The 16,882-nt window shown below is 71.6% G+C and carries 18 protein-coding genes and 1 pseudogene; 7 read left to right on the top strand and 12 right to left on the bottom strand.

The genetic code is table 11. From position 1 onward, the window contains the following. The first annotated feature begins 169 nt into the window (after nucleotides 1-169). Nucleotides 170-622 carry an NUDIX hydrolase gene (locus ACIA8F_RS35275; protein WP_399385068.1) on the top strand — a complete coding sequence of 151 codons (453 nt, stop codon included), beginning with the start codon at nucleotides 170-172 and terminating at the stop codon, nucleotides 620-622. Nucleotides 623-687: 65 nt separating this feature from the next. Here ACIA8F_RS35275 and ACIA8F_RS35270 read toward each other — a convergent pair. From ACIA8F_RS35270 to ACIA8F_RS35245, 6 genes and pseudogenes are all read right to left on the bottom strand, one after another. Next, nucleotides 688-1,047: pseudogene (locus ACIA8F_RS35270) on the bottom strand (DUF6086 family protein); the annotation flags it as partial. Continuing rightward, nucleotides 1,044-1,916: a trypsin-like serine peptidase gene (locus tag ACIA8F_RS35265; protein ID WP_399385066.1), complete on the bottom strand. Its 873-nt coding sequence runs from the start codon at nucleotides 1,914-1,916 to the stop codon at nucleotides 1,044-1,046. The gene ACIA8F_RS35265 and the pseudogene ACIA8F_RS35270, both read right to left, overlap by 4 nt. 144 nt (nucleotides 1,917-2,060) lie before the next feature. Further along, nucleotides 2,061-2,477: a PIN domain nuclease gene (locus ACIA8F_RS35260; RefSeq protein ID WP_399385064.1), complete on the bottom strand. Its 417-nt coding sequence runs from the start codon at nucleotides 2,475-2,477 to the stop codon at nucleotides 2,061-2,063. Then, nucleotides 2,474-2,725, bottom strand: coding sequence for a type II toxin-antitoxin system VapB family antitoxin (locus tag ACIA8F_RS35255; RefSeq protein WP_399385062.1), 252 nt, complete (start codon nucleotides 2,723-2,725; stop codon nucleotides 2,474-2,476). The genes ACIA8F_RS35260 and ACIA8F_RS35255 overlap by 4 nt, the downstream gene beginning before the upstream one ends. 92 nt (nucleotides 2,726-2,817) lie before the next feature. Next, the gene (locus ACIA8F_RS35250) at nucleotides 2,818-3,300 is read right to left on the bottom strand and encodes a hypothetical protein (protein WP_399385060.1); all 483 of its coding nucleotides are present in this window, start codon (nucleotides 3,298-3,300) and stop codon (nucleotides 2,818-2,820) included. 292 nt (nucleotides 3,301-3,592) lie between these two features. Continuing rightward, nucleotides 3,593-4,813: an amidohydrolase family protein gene (locus ACIA8F_RS35245; RefSeq protein WP_399385058.1), complete on the bottom strand. Its 1,221-nt coding sequence runs from the start codon at nucleotides 4,811-4,813 to the stop codon at nucleotides 3,593-3,595. Nucleotides 4,814-5,246: 433 nt separating this feature from the next. Between ACIA8F_RS35245 and ACIA8F_RS35240 the strand changes: the two genes are divergently transcribed. Together ACIA8F_RS35240 and ACIA8F_RS35235 are read left to right on the top strand one after the other, a co-directional pair. Next, nucleotides 5,247-8,564, top strand: coding sequence for a BTAD domain-containing putative transcriptional regulator (locus ACIA8F_RS35240; protein ID WP_399385055.1), 3,318 nt, complete (start codon nucleotides 5,247-5,249; stop codon nucleotides 8,562-8,564). A gap of 270 nt (nucleotides 8,565-8,834) precedes the next feature. Next, nucleotides 8,835-9,035, top strand: a complete 201-nt coding sequence (locus ACIA8F_RS35235; protein WP_399385054.1) for a hypothetical protein — start codon at nucleotides 8,835-8,837, stop codon at nucleotides 9,033-9,035. 226 nt (nucleotides 9,036-9,261) lie between these two features. Here the strand turns inward: ACIA8F_RS35235 and ACIA8F_RS35230 are convergent, their stop codons facing one another. Further along, nucleotides 9,262-10,023, bottom strand: a complete 762-nt coding sequence (locus ACIA8F_RS35230) for an IclR family transcriptional regulator (RefSeq protein WP_399385051.1) — start codon at nucleotides 10,021-10,023, stop codon at nucleotides 9,262-9,264. Nucleotides 10,024-10,177: 154 nt separating this feature from the next. Between ACIA8F_RS35230 and ACIA8F_RS35225 the strand changes: the two genes are divergently transcribed. Further along, nucleotides 10,178-10,906 (top strand): class I SAM-dependent methyltransferase, encoded by a 729-nt coding sequence (locus ACIA8F_RS35225; RefSeq protein WP_399385049.1) that lies wholly within the window; start codon nucleotides 10,178-10,180, stop codon nucleotides 10,904-10,906. Between the two features lie 19 nt (nucleotides 10,907-10,925). Here ACIA8F_RS35225 and ACIA8F_RS35220 read toward each other — a convergent pair whose 3' ends face one another. Beyond that, the gene (locus ACIA8F_RS35220; RefSeq protein WP_399385048.1) at nucleotides 10,926-11,933 is read right to left on the bottom strand and encodes an RNA polymerase sigma-70 factor; all 1,008 of its coding nucleotides are present in this window, start codon (nucleotides 11,931-11,933) and stop codon (nucleotides 10,926-10,928) included. A 120-nt stretch (nucleotides 11,934-12,053) separates the two neighbouring features. Between ACIA8F_RS35220 and ACIA8F_RS35215 the strand changes: the two genes are divergently transcribed. Both ACIA8F_RS35215 and ACIA8F_RS35210 read left to right on the top strand, forming a co-directional pair. Further along, nucleotides 12,054-12,530, top strand: coding sequence for a carboxymuconolactone decarboxylase family protein (locus ACIA8F_RS35215; RefSeq protein WP_399385046.1), 477 nt, complete (start codon nucleotides 12,054-12,056; stop codon nucleotides 12,528-12,530). A 95-nt stretch (nucleotides 12,531-12,625) separates the two neighbouring features. Continuing rightward, nucleotides 12,626-13,012, top strand: coding sequence for a DoxX family protein (locus ACIA8F_RS35210; protein ID WP_399385045.1), 387 nt, complete (start codon nucleotides 12,626-12,628; stop codon nucleotides 13,010-13,012). A 497-nt stretch (nucleotides 13,013-13,509) separates the two neighbouring features. Here ACIA8F_RS35210 and ACIA8F_RS35205 read toward each other — a convergent pair whose 3' ends face one another. The 4 genes from ACIA8F_RS35205 to ACIA8F_RS35190 form a co-directional block, all read right to left on the bottom strand. Next, a complete protein-coding gene (locus ACIA8F_RS35205) occupies nucleotides 13,510-14,340 on the bottom strand; it encodes a helix-turn-helix domain-containing protein (RefSeq protein WP_399385043.1) in 831 nt (276 codons plus the stop codon). Further along, the gene (locus tag ACIA8F_RS35200) at nucleotides 14,337-14,834 is read right to left on the bottom strand and encodes a DUF6879 family protein (RefSeq protein WP_399385041.1); all 498 of its coding nucleotides are present in this window, start codon (nucleotides 14,832-14,834) and stop codon (nucleotides 14,337-14,339) included. Before ACIA8F_RS35200 ends, ACIA8F_RS35205 begins: the two co-directional genes overlap by 4 nt. After that, nucleotides 14,818-15,024 (bottom strand): hypothetical protein, encoded by a 207-nt coding sequence (locus tag ACIA8F_RS35195; RefSeq protein ID WP_399385039.1) that lies wholly within the window; start codon nucleotides 15,022-15,024, stop codon nucleotides 14,818-14,820. Before ACIA8F_RS35195 ends, ACIA8F_RS35200 begins: the two co-directional genes overlap by 17 nt. Nucleotides 15,025-15,157: 133 nt before the next feature. Further along, nucleotides 15,158-15,586 carry a GNAT family N-acetyltransferase gene (locus tag ACIA8F_RS35190; RefSeq protein ID WP_399385037.1) on the bottom strand — a complete coding sequence of 143 codons (429 nt, stop codon included), beginning with the start codon at nucleotides 15,584-15,586 and terminating at the stop codon, nucleotides 15,158-15,160. Between the two features lie 337 nt (nucleotides 15,587-15,923). Between ACIA8F_RS35190 and ACIA8F_RS35185 the strand changes: the two genes are divergently transcribed. Continuing rightward, entirely contained in the window at nucleotides 15,924-16,874 is a 951-nt protein-coding gene (locus ACIA8F_RS35185) for a hypothetical protein (protein ID WP_399385035.1), read from the top strand. Nucleotides 16,875-16,882: the final 8 nt, after the last annotated feature.

The raw sequence follows: 16,882 nt of genomic DNA, 5'->3' as shown, positions 1-16,882 counted from the left end.
GGGGCGGGGGGGGGGCGGGGCTGGCGGAACTGGCCGTGCTGGCTGAGCCGATGGTGGGGGGGCTCGGGCTGCGGGGCGGCCCGAATGGCTCTCGAAAACAGATCCGTCCCGCCACCCCTGATCGATCCGACCTCTCCCGCCCCCGCACCCCCCGTCGTACGCTGGTCTGATGCACACTTCACCTCGAACTCCCCGGCAGGCAGCCAGAATCGTCGTCCTCAACCCCGCTGGTTCCGTGTTCCTCTTCCGCGAGAACAACGTGGAAGTCGGCATCCACTGGCTGCCGCCCGGCGGCGGCATCGACCCCGGGGAGACGCCCGAGGAGTGCGTGCGCAGGGAGTTGCGGGAGGAGACCGGCTGGACCGACCTGGAGCCGGAGCGGCTGCTCTGCACCTGGGAACACGACTTCACCCACCAGGGCATCCCGGTACGCCAGCACGAGCACATCTACGTGACCACCGGCCCGCACCGCGATCCGGTCCCGGAGTACCCCGAGGCCCATTGGCGGTGGCTGTCGCCGCAGAACCTCGCCGCCCTAGGCGAACCGCTCTGGCCGCCGCGCCTCGCCGAGCTGCTCCACGAGTCTCCCGCCGAGCCCGTCCACCTGGGACTGCTCGCCTGACCTGAGCGCGGCATCCTCCGGGAGAGCTCCCGGGCAGCCGCGCGCACCTGCGATTCCGCCGAGGACCCGTAGGAGTCCGGGAGCGGGACCTGGACGTCCCTCGCCCCCTCCAGCGAATCGGCCGGCCGCGGCCAGCGCACCTGCGCACCCGCCCGCTCCGCCAGCACCAGCACGGTGGCCACGAAGCCCTCGGACAGGGCGCGGATCACGGCGTGACCGGTGGCTCCGTGGCGGGCGACGAGGGCTTCGGCGAAGGCGCCGAGGGCGGCCGGGTCGAGCCGGCATTCGTCGTTGATCAAGGGGCCGATGCCCGACGGGAGGCCCAGCTCCTCCTCGAAGACGGCCACTTGGCGGTGGAAGAGCCGGGCGGCCCCGTTCGAAGGGTTCCAGACGGTCTCGTCCCCGACGTCGTAGTACTGGCTCACCGACCACCACCGGGCGCGCCACCCGTCGCCTTCGCGTAGAGCTCCGCCGCATAGCCGGACAGGATCGTGCTCGTCGAGACGTCGTCCGTGTCCCCGCCGGTCAAGACGCCGATGATCTTCCCGTCGGAGGCGATCCACGAGCTGCCGCTCGTCCCGCCGGGAAAGTCCGCGCAGTCGAAGCGCTGCTCAGTGGCGCTGAGCCGCACCGCGCGGGACCGGCAGGTGCGGGCGACCTTGCGGTCCGAGGGGTAACCCGTCACCGTGACCTGCTCGTCCGTGCGGCCCGTGGTGTCCAGGACCGCGGCGCCGGTGACGTCCTCGATGTTGCGGCCCGAGGCGTCGGGGGCGAGCCGGGCGAAGGCCAGGTCGTAGTCGTCGTTCGTCCCGTCCGACCAGCGCGGGTCCTCGAAGACCTCCGCGATCTTCCAGGTGCCGTACGGAGCCCGGCCGTCCGCGTATGCGGGTGCGAAGGAGGCGCCGTCTTCTCCGGCCCGGCCGGCGAGCAGGCAGTGCCCGGCGGTGACGATCAGATTCCGCCCGGGACTGTGCACGACGGTCGCCGTACAGAAGTGCTCACCGGTCACGGCCCCCTCGAACAGCGCCCCGGCGAAGGCGGCGGGACCGCCCTGCGCGGAGGCCGAAGCCGAGGGCCCGGGGATCTGCCCAGCGGACGCCGGAGACAGTTCCGGAGATTGCGATGGCGATGACGACGGCGATGGAACACCAGTGGGCGACACCGCACGAGCCGTGGACTTCACCTGCGCCGGGGCCTTGCCGTCGTCGGCCGGGACCACCGCCGTCATGGCTGCGGACGCGCCCAGCGCCGCCACCGCACACAACACCGCGGTGACCACGGCCCGCTTGTCCATCACCGACACCCTCCCCAATTTGCTCTGGCGAAGCATGCCTTGCCCGCACCGACACCCGCAAGAGGCACGGAAGCACCGCACGAGTTCCGGAAGGAGGCGGTGGGCCTCAACCGGCCACCCCCTACTGGACGGGCTCGGTCGCCCTCAGTCGGCCGTTCCGCGCGGCACGACCCACTGCATCGGCTGGCCGGTGACCTCCGCGATCATGTCGTAGTCACCGTCGTAGTGCAGGACGGTGGCTCCGTGCCGTTCGGCCGTCGCCGCGATGATCAGGTCGGGGACGGACACCGCCTTCCAGGTTCCCGCCTCGATGAGCAGCGCCTGGACCTCGACCGCACGGCTCCACGCCTCGTCGTACGTGGCGAGCCAGTCGAACCCGCGCAGCTCCTCACTGATCTCCTGCGCCTCGGCCCGCCCCCGGGCGCTGTGCAGCACTTCCAGCTCGATCGCGCCGCACAAGGCGAGCAGGCCCGCATTGTGCAGGGGGTCGAGCACGCTGCGTACGGCCGGCTTGGGGTAGCGGGCGAGTGCGGACTCGTCGATGAGGAACCTCGTCCTCATGCCGCCCTGTCCTGAACGTCCGCCGCGGCAGTCGCGGCCGGTCCGGCAGGGGCCTCAGGCTGGCCGACGGGACCCGTCAGGTCCGGAAGCCGCCCCTCGGCCAGGCGGGCGAAGAACGATTCACGCTTGCGCCGGTTCACCACGTCCTGAAGGGCCGCGTTCACCGTCGCCACCTTCGTCTTCGTGCCGAAGAGCTCAGCGGCCTGCGCCAGCAGTGCGTCATCGACGTCGATCACGGTCCGAGCCATGGTGAACCTCCTCGACGGGGAGGGCCGATCGGCCCCACACGGTCAACGATATCAAGATCACCGTCAAGCGATATCGTTTCTGCAGCCATGACTCACACGGCCGATATCGCGCCGGCGCCGACGACCCTGCGGGCTATCGCGTGCTGGCCGCGGCCCAGGCCTCGCAGGATCCAGCCGATGACGTAGAGGCAGGCCAGCCAGCCGAAGGCGTGCACCAGCCAGACGCCGGTCAGGGTCGGGCCGCCCCAGGCCTGGTGGTAGTCGGTGTCGCCGTACCAGATCGGGTATCCGAGATTGCGCACGGTGTTGAACACCGAGTAGGCGCCGAGGACGAAGGCGGCTATGTCCAGGGGCAGACCGAGCGCCGTACGGGCCGCCACGCGCGGGCCCGTCCAGCCCGGGAGGCCGGAGGCCCATGCCTGGAGCCGGGCGGCCCGCCCACCCTGGCCGGTGAGGCCCAGGACGAGGCCGGCGAGCCCCACGGGAAGGGCCAGGGCCGGGCGGACGGCCCGCGCACCCCACACCCGGAGCGACGGGAAGACGGTGCGCGCGGCCTGCGTCATCTGGATGGTCATCGTGCTGCTCCTTCGGCGTGGATCTTGGTGATGGCTCCAGTCTCGCGAGGGAAGGCCACCGGCACATCACGCCTTGGAGTGGGATCGGGATCTAGTACTTAAGTAGCACCCGGATGAGGTGGGGGTACGGGGGCCCGGGGGTCCGGAAGTGCGGGGGCCCGTAGGCCCGTAGGCCCGTAGGCCCGTAGGCCCGTAGGCCCGTAGGTCCGTAGGTCCGTGCGGCCGGCGCCTCCGAACGGCGGCGGCCCCGGAGGAGTCCCCCGGGGCCGCCGCTCCGCCGCTCCGGCCGCCGCTACGCGCCCGGCCAGAGGCCTTCCGGCGTCAGGCCCAGCAGGTCGATCGCATTGCCGCGCACGATGCGGTCCACCACGTCCGGGGACAGGTGGCCCATCTGGGACTCGCCCACCTCGCGGGACTTGGGCCACGTGGAGTCGGAGTGGGGGTAGTCCGTCTCGTAGAGGACGTTGGCCACGCCGATGGAGTCCAGGTTCTTCAGGCCGAAGGCGTCGTCGAAGAAGCAGCCGAAGACGTGTTCCGCGAAGAGCTCCGACGGCGGGCGCAGCACCTTGTCGGCGACTCCGCCCCAGCCGCGGTTCTCCTCCCAGACCACGTTCGCGCGCTCCAGGATGTACGGGATCCAGCCGATCTGGCCCTCCGCGTACATGATCTTGAGGTTCGGGAACCGCTCGAACTTGCCGCTCATCAGCCAGTCCACCATCGAGAAGCAGCAGTTGGCGAAGGTGATGGTGGAGCCGACGGCCGGCGGGGCGTCGGCCGAGGTGGAGGGCATGCGCGAGGAGGAGCCGATGTGCATGGCGATGACCGTGCCGGTCTCGTTGCACGCCTCCAGGAAGGGGTCCCACTCGTCGGTGTGGATGGAGGGGAGCCCGAGGTGGGGCGGGATCTCCGAGAAGGCGACCGCCCGGACCCCGCGCGCGGCGTTGCGGCGGACCTCGGCGGCGGCCAGGCGCGCGTCCCAGAGCGGAACGAGGGTGAGCGGGATGAGGCGGCCGTGCGCCTCGGGTCCGCACCACTCCTCCACCATCCAGTCGTTGTACGCGCGCACGCCGAGCAGGCCGAGTTCGCGGTCCTTGGCCTCGGTGAAGGTCTGGCCGCAGAAGCGCGGGAAGGTCGGGAAGCAGAGGGCCGACTGGACGTGGTTGACGTCCATGTCGGCGAGCCGGTCGGGAACCGAGAAGGAGCCCGGGCGCATCTGCTCGTACGTGATGACTTCGAGCTTGATCTCGTCGCGGTCGTAGCCGACGGCCGTGTCGAGCCGGGTGAGGGGTCGGTGCAGGTCCTCGTACACCCACCAGTCGCCTATCGGGCCGTCGTCGCCCTTGGCCCCCATCACGGGAGCGAACTTGCCGCCGAGGAAGGTCATTTCCTTCAAGGGCGCACGGACGACGCGGGGGCCGACGTCGTGGTACTTGGACGGGAGCCGGTCCCGCCAGACGTTGGGGGGCTCAACCGTGTGGTCGTCCACCGAGATGATCTTCGGGAAGGTCTCCATACCCTCACGGTAGCGGCAATCTGACGAACCGTCAGCTAGTTGAACGGGGACGGATCCCGGATCTACGGGGATCGCGTACGTGGATCTACGGGGATCGCGTACGGGGATCGCGTATGTGGATCCGCGGGGATCGGGAGCCGGTTCCGCGGAGGCCGGCGGCGGATCGGCACGGAGCGGAGGGCGGAGACGGCCTACGGAACGGACGGTGGATCAGCACGGAACGGAGGGTGGAGGCGAACGGAACGACCCGTGGATCCGCCCCGGACGGCCGCCGGACCCGTACGCAGCGGCCGTCGGATCCGTGCGCAACGGCCCCCCGGTCCCCGCGGACCGGCCACCGGATCCGTACGGACTGGGTCCGTTACGGACTGACGTGTACGCGCAACACAGGGCAGACTGACCCTTACACCTATGGAAGGCAGGGGGAGACCAGATGGACGGCACACCGGCCATCCCGCACCAGCGGAACCACCCCGAGTCCGGTGACACCGCCATTGCCGCAGCCGCCGGACCCGGAGTCGGAGTCGAAGCAGCGCCCGCCGCGGAAGCCAGAGCCGCCGAAGCCGTCACCGGAGCCGTCGCCCGGACCGGCACCGGGACCCCGCCCCCCTCCACCGCCGGAGGCAACCGTTTCGCCGTGCTCGGGCCCATCCGGGCCTGGCGCGGCGGCGAGGCACTGAGCTCCGGGACCCCGCAGCAGCGGGCGCTGCTCGCCGTGCTCCTGCTCCGCGAGGGCCGCACCGCCACGGCGCCCGAGCTCATCGACGCCATCTGGGGCGAGGACCCGCCGCAGCAGGCCCTCGCGACCATCCGTACGTACGCCTCCCGCCTGCGCAAGATCCTCGAACCCGGGCTCCTCGTCAGCGAGTCCGGCGGCTACGCGATCCGCCTGCCCCACCCCGAGGCCCTCGACCTCGGCATCGCCCGGGCCCTGGCGGCCGACGCCGAGGCCGCACGCGCCGGCAAGGCGCAGGCGAAGCCCCACACGCACACGCACGACCACTCCCACGGCCACGCCCACCTCCACGGCCACACGCAGGCGCACACGGACACCCATACCCATACCCACACATCCGGGGACGGGCACGGCCACGCGCACGTACACACGCACGCACACGCGCAGACGGACACGAAGGCCCTCGCCCCCCAGGCGCCCGCCCCCGGCCACACCCCCGCCCACAACGGCAAGGGCGACCGCGAGCTCGCCCGTACGCTGCTGGCCCGCGCCCTGGACGTCTGGGACGGCGAACCGCTGGCCGGGGTCCCCGGACCGCACGCCGACACCGAACGCACCCGACTCGGCGAGTGGCGCCTCCAGTTGCTGGAGACCCGCCTGGACCTGGATCTGGAGCTCGGCCACCACGCCGAGGCCGTCTCCGAGCTCACCGCCCTCACCGCGGCCCACCCGCTGCGGGAGCGGCTGCGCGAGCTGCTGATGCTCGCCCTGTACCGCAGCGGACGCCAGGCCGAGGCCCTCGCCGTCTACGCCGACACCCGCCGGCTCCTCGCCGACGAACTCGGCGTCGACCCGCGCCCCGAACTCTCCGAGCTCCAACAGCGCATCCTGCGGGCCGACTCCGAGCTCGCCGTCGCCGAGGACCCGGCGCCGGCAGCCGCGCCCGTCCACGTGAGGCCCGCCCAATTGCCCGCCACCGTCTCCGACTTCACCGGACGCAGCAGCTTCGTCCGGGACCTCGGCGCGATCCTCTCCGGCGCCGAGGGCCAGGTGATGGCGGTCTCCGCCCTCGCCGGCATCGGGGGCGTCGGCAAGACCACCCTCGCCGTGCACGTCGCGCACGCCGCCCGCCCGCACTTCCCCGACGGGCAGCTCTACGTCGACCTCCAGGGCACCGAGGCCCGCCCCGCCGAGCCCGAAGCCGTCCTCGGCTCCTTCCTGCGCGCCCTCGGGACCCCCGACGCCTCGATCCCCGACTCCCCCGCCGAGCGGGCCGCGCTCTACCGCTCCACCCTCGACGGCCGCCGCGTCCTGGTCCTCCTCGACAACGCCCGCGACGCGGCCCAGGTCCGCCCGCTGCTGCCGGGCACCGCGGGCTGCGCCGCCCTGGTCACCAGCCGGGTGCGGATGGCCGGCCTGGCCGGGGCGCACCTCGTCGACCTCGACGTGATGAGCCCCGACGAGGCGCTCCAGCTGTTCACCCGGATCGTCGGGGCCGAGCGGGTCGGCGCCGAGCGGCAGGCCGCCCTCGACGTGGTCGGCGCCTGCGGGTTCCTGCCGCTCGCCATCCGCATCGCCGCCTCCCGGCTCGCCGCCCGCCGCACCTGGACCGTCTCCGTGCTCGCCGCGAAGCTCGCCGACGAGCGCCGCCGCCTGGACGAGCTCCAGGCCGGGGACCTCGCCGTCAAAGCCACCTTCGAGCTGGGGTACGGGCAGCTGGAGCCCGCTCAGCAGCGCGCGTTCCGCCTGCTGGGGCTCCCCGACGGGCCGGACATCTCGCTCGCGGCGGCAGCCGCCGTACTCGACCGGCCGGAGCACGACACCGAGGACCTGCTCGAAGCCCTGGTGGACTGCTCCCTCCTCGAATCGGCCGCGCCCGGCCGCTACCGCTTCCACGACCTCGTACGCCTCTACGCGCGGGCCTGCGCCGAGCGCGACGAGCAGCCGCCGAGCGCGCGCGAGGCCGCCCTCGACCGGCTGCTGGACTTCTACCTGGCCACCGCCGCCGAGGTGTACGGCCTGGAGCGGCCGGGCGACCGGCTCGTGGCCCACCTGTCGGCGACCCGCTACCCCGGGCTGGTCTTCACCGAGCCGCACGCCGCCCAGGACTGGCTGTACGCCGAGGCCGACCCGCTGCTCGCGTGCGTCCGGCAGGCCGCCGTGCGCACCACCGGCCGGGCGGACGTACTGCGCCGGGCCGTGGACCTGCTGTGGGCCGCGAAGGACCTCGCCGAGTCGGGCGCCAACTCCAAGCAGTACGAGTCGGCCGCGCAGTCCCTGTGCGAGGCCGCGCACGCCGCGAAGGACCCGCACGCCGAGGGCCGCGCCCGGACCACGCTCACCAACACCCACCTGATCGCGGGCCGTTTCACCGAGGCCGACGACGAGGCCCGCCAGGCCACGGTGCTGGCCCGCGCCGCCGGGGACCCGCTGCCCAGCTGCTGGGCGCCCAACGACCGCGGGATCATCGCCCTCTACGAAGGCCGCCACCAGGACGGCGAGCGCTACCTGCTGGAGGCCATCGCCAACTTCCGGGCGGACGCCAACTACGTGGGCGAGGCCAGCGCCCTGTGCAACCTCTCCCGCATCCACGTGGCGCTGGGCCGCCTCAGCAGCGCCATAGACCTGGCGCAGCAGGGCATCGCCATCTACGACCGGATGGGACTCACCCTGCGCCTGGCCAACGGCCGCTACGCGCTGGGCATCGCCCTCACCCAGGCGGGCCAGACCACGGAGGCGCTCGTCCAGCTGACGGCGGCGCTGGCACTGTTCCACGACAACCGCCAGCCGTTGTGGGAGGGCATCACCCACTTCCGGCTGGCCGAGGTCCACCTGCTGGCCGGGCGGGCCACGCTGGCGGCCGCGCACGCCGAACAGGCCGTCGCGCTCCGCGTGATGGGCGGCGAGTGGCGGCGGGCGTGCGTCCTGATGGTGCTGGGGCGGGCACTGCGGCGGCTGGGCCAGCGGGACCGGGCACGGGTGTGCTGGCGGGACGCGGAGGTGGTCTTCGCGCAGCTGGGCTCGTCCGAGCTCGCCGAGGTACGGGCCCTGCTGGCGGCGGAAATCGCCGCCTGACCTGGCACGCGCCGGCCGCCGGCCGCGCGCGTGGCGGCCGTACTGCGCCCGCGTACGGCCCGCTTGGCGCCCGCCTCCCGCCCCCCTGCTGCCCATATGCCGACCGCCGAACGACCGCTGAATGAGACGTTCATCGTTCGTTTATCGCCCCGGGTCACAGTAAGTGCATCGACTCGTCAACTCGGGGGGGCTAGCGGGTCGGCTGGACCGCCCGTTCGGCGGTCCGCGGGGGAATCGCCGAACGGGTCCAATCACCTTCAGGAGTGCGCGATGACGACGAACGAGAACGCCCTGCCGAACGACGGCGACCTGCAGCCGATGGACAACCACGCCACCGGCATCGAAGTGAAGCCGCTGGACAACCACGCCACGGGCGAACCGCTCGCGGCAGCTCCGGCCAAGCCGGCCGCCGCGGCGGCGGACGAGCAGATCGTGACGCTCGACAACCACGCGACCGGCACGCTGCCTTAACGGCGGCACACGCACCACGGGGGACCCACGGGGGTACGGGGGTACGGGGGACCCGGCGGGGGGGGCACGGGGGGCACGGGGGAACGGCGGCCGCGGTGGCCAGGAGGGGGACCACCGCGGCCGCCGTACGTGCGCGTGCGCGCGGGGCGGCGGACGAGCGGACGGCGGACGGCGGGGCGGCGGACGCCGGGGCCGGCGGACCGCGGACCGCGGACCGCCGGCCGGTTCAGCCGCCGAGCTGGAGCAGCCGCTGTACGCCCCGGGCGGCTTCCAGCAGCGCCGGCGAGAACCGCTCCAGTTCCGCCCGCGTGCTCAGGAGGGTGGAGGCGGTCAGGCTGATCCCGCCCACCGGAACGCCTTCCCGGTCGAAGACCGGCGCGCCCAGGCAGCGGACCGAGGGCTCGTGCTCCTCGTCGTCGACGGCGTAGCCGCGCTCCCGGACCGTCCGCAGGGCGGCCGCGAATGCCTCCCGGTCGGTGAGGGTCCGCGGGGTCAGGGGGGCCATCCCGGTGGCGCGCAGGATGCCCTCGGTCTCCTCGGGCGGCAGGTGCGCGAGGACGGCCTTGCCGATCGCGGTGGCGTGCAGGGGGATGCGCATGCCGACGCGGGTGGTGGTCCGGTGGGAGCGGGAGCCCTCGATCGTGCGGATGCAGGTGAGCGCGTAGCCGCTGCGCAGGGCCAGGTGGACGCCCTGGCCGGTGCATTTCTGGAGGAATTCGAGCAGTTCGACGATGCCCTCGGGCCGTTCGGCGGAGATCTCGGCGGCCAGGGCGCGCAGCCGCAGGCCGACCCCGTAGCTGCCCTCGCCGTCGGTGACGGCGTAGCCCTGCTCGACGAGGGAGACCAGGATCCGGTACGTGCTGGACTTGGGGACCCCGGCGGCGGCCGACAGCTCGGCGAGCCGGTGCGGGCCGCCGAACGCGGTCAGCGCCTCCGTGATCCGCAGCGTCTTCTCCAGGGCACTGCCGTTCGTGGGACCCCGGTCCACGCCTTGGACCACACTTCGTATGGCTTTGACCACGAAATCCCCAAGGGTTGGTAAAACGTATCGGTTCACCCTACGGCACGGGATGCCCGTTTTGCCCGGGGCCGAAGGGCCCGAAATGCCGGTCGCCCGCATCCGCGCTGACTAGGCTGACCGTGTGTTCACCTCCCAGGGCCCGACCCTCCGCGAACTGGCCGTCCAGGCCATGTCCTCCATCGAGCGGGGCTACGACCTGCTGGCCCCGAAGTTCGACCAGACCCCCTTCCGGACCCCCGACCGCATGCTCGACGCGGTCGAGGAGACGCTCGCCCGCCACGAGGGCGGCTTCGGCACCGGACTCGACGTGTGCTGCGGTACGGGCGCGGGCCTCGGCATGCTGCGGCGGCTGTGCCGGGGGCGGGTGACCGGGGTGGACCTGAGCTCGGGCATGCTCGCCGAGGCCGGGCTCGCCCACCCCGAGGAGCGGGTGGACCTCCTGCGGGCCGACGCGCGCTCCCTGCCCGCCGCGCTCGGGGACTCGTACGACCTGGCCGTCAGCTTCGGCGCCTTCGGTCACTTCCTCCCGGCCGAGCGCCCCGCGGTCTTCTCCGGGGTCCACGCGGCGCTGCGCCCCGGCGGGGTGTTCGCCTTCCCGATCGGCGCTCCGATCCCGCCGAGCCGCCCGGCCTGGTGGGCCCTGTCCGGCTTCGATGCGGCGATGCGCGTGCGCAATGCCGTCTGGCGCCCGCCGTTCGTCATGTACTACCGCACCTTCCCGCTGGGCGGCGTCCGTACGGACCTGCGCGCGGCCGGCTTCACGGTGGAGACGCTCCCCCTGGACCACTTCGGCCGCCGCCCGGACGGAACACCGAGGTGGCGCCTGGTCCTGGCCCGCCGGGCGGCCTGAGCGCCCGGTCCACTCTCCCCTACTCCGCCCTCTCCTGCTCCGCCCTCTCCGGCAGGCGGCCGATGTCGGAGACGGGGCCGAGGTGGCCGAGCTTGTCGGGGTTGGACACGGTGTGGACCGCCCGGACCACACCGTCGGCGATGTCGAGCTCGACCACGCTGGCCACCCGCCCCTCGGCGTCGACGATCAGGACGCCCGGCCGGCCGTTGACCAGGGCCGGGCGCAGCGAGGCGCCGAGCGAGCGGAGCCGGCGGAGTCCGCCGATGAGCAGCTGTCCGACGCGCCGCGGCTCGGCCACCGACCGCGCGACGGCCCGCGCCTTGCCGCCGCCGTCGCCGTGGAAGACGACGTCGGGCGCGAGCATGTCGAGCAGGGCGTCCATCTCGCCGCCGGCCGCGGCCTCGAAGAACGTACGGGCCAGCTCCTGCCCCTCCGCCCGCCGGTCCGGGGGCGGCGGACCGCCGGCGGCGATGCGCTTCCTGGCACGGGCGAAGATCTGGCGGCAGTTCGCCTCCGACTTGCCGGTGGCGCGGGCCACTTGCGGGTACTCGTACCCGAACACCTCGCGGAGCATGAACACCGCGCGCTCCACCGGAGACAGGGCTTCCAGCAGGACGAGGAACGCCATCGACAGGGAGTCGGCCAGCTCTGCGTGCTCGGCCGGGCCCGGCCGTTCGCCGGACACGACGACGGGCTCGGGCAGCCACTCCCCCACGTACGTCTCCCGGCGCACCCGCGCCGAGCTCAGATGGTTGATCCCGAGCCGGGTCACCGAGGTGGTCAGGTACGCCTTCGGGGCGGCGATCTCGGTTCCGGCCCGAAGGGCCTTGGTGAGCCCGAGGAACGCGTCCTGGACGATGTCCTCCGCGTCACCCACCGACCCGGTCATCCCGTAGGCGATGGAGAACAGCAGCGGCCGGTACGCCACGGCGTCCGCCGCGTCCGTCGATTCCTGCACGAAACCCTCCCCGATGCGTTGCGCGCCGTCCGGCAGGTTATCGGGGGACGCACCCACCTTGTTGATCATGACCGGGCTCCGTGACCCGGGTCACATTCGCGATCTGTCACAGCCCGCAGGGGTCCCGTGTCTTAGAGGGAGCACGACGGAAAACTCGGGGAACACCCCACAACGGCAAAGGAATCCGCCATGACCGCTCGCCTGAATCTCTTCGCCGACCCGGTCGCCGTCAAGGCGTGGAAGCACATCATCGCCGCGAGCAAGGCGCTCGGGGAGTCGACCCTGCCGGCCTCGACCCGCGAACTGGTCATGCTCCGCGCCAGCCAGATCAACGGCTGCGCCGGATGCATCGACATGCACACCAAGGACGCGGCGGCGGCGGGCGAGACCGCGGTACGCCTCCACCTGGTCGCGGCCTGGCGCGAGGCCACCGTGTACACCGAAGCCGAGCGCGCGGCCCTCCTCCTGACCGAGGAGGCCACCCGCATCGCGGACGCGGCCGGCGGGGTCAGCGACGAGGTCTGGGCGAACGCCGCCAAGCACTTCGACGACGAGCAGCTCGCCGCCCTGGTGACCCAGATCGCACTCATCAACGCCTTCAACCGCGGCAACGTCATGGTCCAGACCCCGGCGGGCGACTACCAGCCCGGCACCCTCCAGCACTGACCCCCGCGCCACACGCCACACGGCTCCGGCCCCGCGGCCGGAGCCCGGCGCATCCCCTCTCCCCCCTCCCCTCCCCACAAGGACCGACCGCTCCCATGAACCTCGCGCTGTGGATCGTGACCGGCCTGCTCGCCGTCGCCTACCTGCTCGGCGGCGCCTTCAAGGCGTTCACCCCGAAGGAAAAGATCGCGGCCAGCGGCGCCGGCGCGCAGTGGGTCGAGGACTTCGGCCCCGTCGCGGTGAAGTCCATCGGCGCCGTGGAGATGCTGGCCTCGACAGCCCTGATCCTCCCGGCCGTCCTGAACACCGCCCCGATCCTGGTCCCCCTGGCCGCGACCGGCCTGGTCCTCCTCATGCTCGGCGCCACCCTCACCCGCTACCGCCGCCACGAGCCCGCGTACATGGCGGTGGACCTGGCCTACACCCTCCTGGCCGCCTTCGTCGCCTGGGGCCGCTTCGGCCCGGAGCCCTTCACGGGCTGACCTCGGCATGGTCTGTGAACACCCGCCGGAAGAGCCGATGCCCCGTCCGCCCCGAATGCTGCAACGCCCAGTCCTGGGCCGCACCTTGCTCATCGTGAGGACCCGAATCGGCCGCACAGCCGTGAGCCGTGCAGAACGCTTCCCATACGGACCCGCCGGCAGGCACATGCCGGATGGTGAGCTCTACGAACCCGTAGACGGCCCTGGGCATCAGTGGTCCTCCGCCCGGTGGGCGCGGATACGAATGTTCGCGTCCGTCACCCCGCTGTAGTCGAGAGCACTGCCCGCATTCTCCCGCTGTACCGCCAGCCTCAGGCATACAGGGCACCCCGGTACGGCCCTTGGTGGATCGGCGGGAAACGGGTCCCGCTGCCTGACCTGTTGCCAAAGCCTGTTGGATTCCACCCTGCACCCCTATAGCCGTAGCCGGACGTCTCGATCCAGGCTTCACCGGCGGACGGCTGAGACCCACATCCATGCGCGTCATGGACTAAAGATCACCTGAGGGCGGCTGCGCACGCCCCGAGGAACACCCGAGCGTCGGCACCGAAGAGGGCCCGGTCCTCCAAGTTAGTGAACTCCTCACGATGGCTCGCCACGTCCCGGGGGTCTCGGAAGACCATGACTCCCGTGGACAACTCGACTGTGGCGATGCGGTCGTCGTAGACCGTGAAGGTGTTCAACGGCGCGGGACCGGTCGGCACGGACAGGGGGATGACGCCCAACCGCACGTTGGGCAGATGCGTGAGCGACGTCAGGTGATCGACCTGCACCGCGAGTGCGTCGGGGCCTACGAGGGGCCACCGGACGGCCTGCTCGGTGAGTACGAACGTGAACCGCTTCGAGCGGTCGTACAGGACCTGCTGCCGTTCCAGCTTCCTGGCGATGGTCTTGGAATGGTCGCCGGGAATGTGGGCGAGGCTGGCTCGGATGTACTCGGGGGTCGAGAGCAAGCCCGTGATCATCGACAGCAGGAAGAACCTGAACTCTGCCGACGACGCCTCGAGGCCGGCGAGTTCGAGTTGCTTCTTGTCCAGCCCCTTGCGGCGCATGCCCCGCGCTCCCTGCCACTCCGTATGCGCGAGACGGGCCAGGGACATGACCTGGGCCACCAGAGCCGGGGCCGCATCGCAGGCCCGCAGGAGTTGCTCCACATCCACGACGGAGGGACGGACCTTGCCGTTCTCGATCCGGCTGACCTTCGACTGAGACATGTTGCAGCGGGCGGCGGCCCGGGCACCGGAGAGCCCGGACCGTTTGCGCACGGCCTTCAGCAGGGACGCCAGTTCCTCCCCCGACCGTCCGAGTTCCTCGGGTCCGACGCTCACGTACGGATGTACTCCATGAACGGCACGGAGGCCTCTACGGCCACGCGCTGGTATTCGACGAAGGGGGCAGGGTCCCCCTCGTACAGCTCGCGGCCGATCTGCTTGCCATCCGGTTCGTAGTGCATGAGCACCACGGTGGAGCGGTCGAACATCCAGAAGTCCCCGACGTCCGGGAGCGGGTTCGCCCGGTGGGTCACGTCCAGGATGCGGATGTCTTCTCCTGCGGGGGCCTGGTGCCGGTAGTACCGCTCGAACTCGAACCGTAGGTAGTCACTCAACGGCTGGGCGACCACGTGCACCCGCCCGACGTCCCGGCTGCGGACCATGTCCGTCCACGCGTCCTCGTACGGACCGGGGAACCGCGCCCCCGCCTTGAAGGCTTCGAACTCTTCCGCTTCCTGCGGTACGAGGTACTGCGGAAGTGTCTCCAGCCGCCACGCCTCCGTCTGGAACGTCTTGAACTTGGACGCCCATTCCTCACCATCCAAGAGCACGGAAGGCCTCCCTGAGCACTGCCTCGGGGATCTCCACCAGACCCTCGCCGGTCGGCGGGGTGAACGCTTCGGATAGGTCACCCTGGACGATGAACGAGCCGGAGGCGGTCTGGTAGACGTTCGGGCAGTCGCCCTGGCCGCACTCGCCATTTCCGTTGCCTGTGAGACGGGTGAGTTCCTCACGTGCCATGGAGAGCTCCCTCGATGCCAGACCCCCGCTGGGCCTGATGCCCAAGACCGTACGAAGCGACGGGTCAGGCCGTCTATGCGCGAACGCGACTATGCCCGTCTTGGCATAAAGAGACCCTCATCAGGGACGTGGATCAGCGGGCTCTCGGCAGGCCGAAGGCGGACATCTGCTTCTCCTCGTAGGAGAGGAAGCCGAGGGAGCGGTAGAAGGCGTGGTTGCGGGGGCCTTCGGGGGTCGACTCGTGGTCGGTGGACAGCAGGAAGAAGCGGCAGTGGGCGTAGCGCGCCTTGAGGCGCTCGATCAGCGCCCGGCCGATTCCCTGCCGGTGGTACTTGGGGTTCACCAGCAGGTCCTGTACGTAGCAGACGGCCTCGTCGTCGGAGATCGTGCGGGCCAGTCCGAGGAGGGCGCCGGACTCGTCTCTGGCGGTGATGACCAGGTGTGAGTTCGCTAGGCCCCGGTGCAGTTTTTCGGGGTCGCTGGTGTAGCCCTGCCAGTCGACCGAGTCGTAGAGCTCGAACATCTCCCGGGGGTCGAACTCCACCTCTTCGGCGATGATCATCGCAGTCCATCCGTCTCGAACTTTGGTGCGGGAGTCCGACGCCACCGGGACGCGCCCGGGCGCGTCCCGGTGGGGCCCGATGCTTCTTTTGGCTTGAGAATCCAGGGAAAGAAACCTCTTCCAGACCCCACCAGCCTCCCGCCGGGCGGGTGCTCACTCGCACGGGTGAATTGGCCAACTGGGGTGGATTTTCGGGTGGTTGTCTGGCATATGCTCGCCCCGACAACTTGGACATGAGACGGCCCCCGCCGGGACTGCGAATCCCGATCGAGGGCCTGACCAACGAGGAAGTAGAACCTTCCCGCTGGCTACCAATAAGGAAACGAACCCTTTCCCCATGGCTTCGGTGCACTTTACCGCGCCCTCGCGCGCGGCATACGGAGTTCGACACGCCAACGTCCGGCTCACCGGGCGGTTCACCGTCGTGAGCAACGACCTCATCCAGCATCCCGAAATGTCGGTGATCGCACGGATGTTGGGGATCTTCATCCAGTCGATGCCCTCCGGGACTCCCATCGGCATCAAGGACCTGGCCAAACGGCTTTCGATCGGGGAGACCTCGATCGCCAAGGGGCTCCGGGAACTCGTGCTGTTCGGGTACCTGGAGCGGTCCCTGGAGAGCCTTCCGGGTGGGCGGATCGCCACCCGCACGGTCTCCTACAACCATCCCCGGGCCGCCGTCGTGGCCGCCGCGCGGCGCGGAGCCCAGGTGGGGCGGGTGCGTCACGGGGCGGGTTCGGGCGCATCGGCTCCCTCCGTCGTGGACCCGCCGCCGCCCCCGCCCGAGACGGAACCGGCCGTGCCGGACGTGCCGGCCTCGGCGGTCGAGCCGGAGGCTCCGGAGTCAGGGGTGCGGGGCCCGGCGGCGGAGCCGTCCGGGGCCGAGGCGACGCCCTCGGGTGGGCTGCCCGTCCCCCGGGAGCCGGAGGATCCCGGGCGGCGGCGGCTCGCGCGCGAGGTGCTCGCGGAGTTGCGGCGGGTCGATTCGCGACTGCTGCTCGGGGAGCGGGACGTCCGGTACCTCGCGGGCGGGGTCGAGGCCTGGCTGGAGCGCGGGGCGGGGGTGGAGGCGCTGGTCGGTGCGCTGACCGCCCGGCTGCCCGAAGAGTTGCGCAATCCGGTCGGGCTGATCGCCCACCGGCTGGCCGCGCAGTTGCCACCGGCGCTGGTCCCGCTGCCCCGCGCGCCTGCCTTCGTACCGCCCGATCCGTTCGTGAACTGCACCGAGTGCGAGCGGGCGTTCCGAAGCCCGGCACCCGGGAAGTGCAAGGACTGCAGCACGTCCTGACATCTACC

It is taken from the genome of Streptomyces sp. NPDC051563 (assembly GCF_044454225.1).
In the GTDB taxonomy this organism is placed as follows: domain Bacteria; phylum Actinomycetota; class Actinomycetes; order Streptomycetales; family Streptomycetaceae; genus Streptomyces.
Note: the sequence above shows the minus strand (reverse complement) of the source record. Positions and strands in the feature narration are given on the sequence as shown.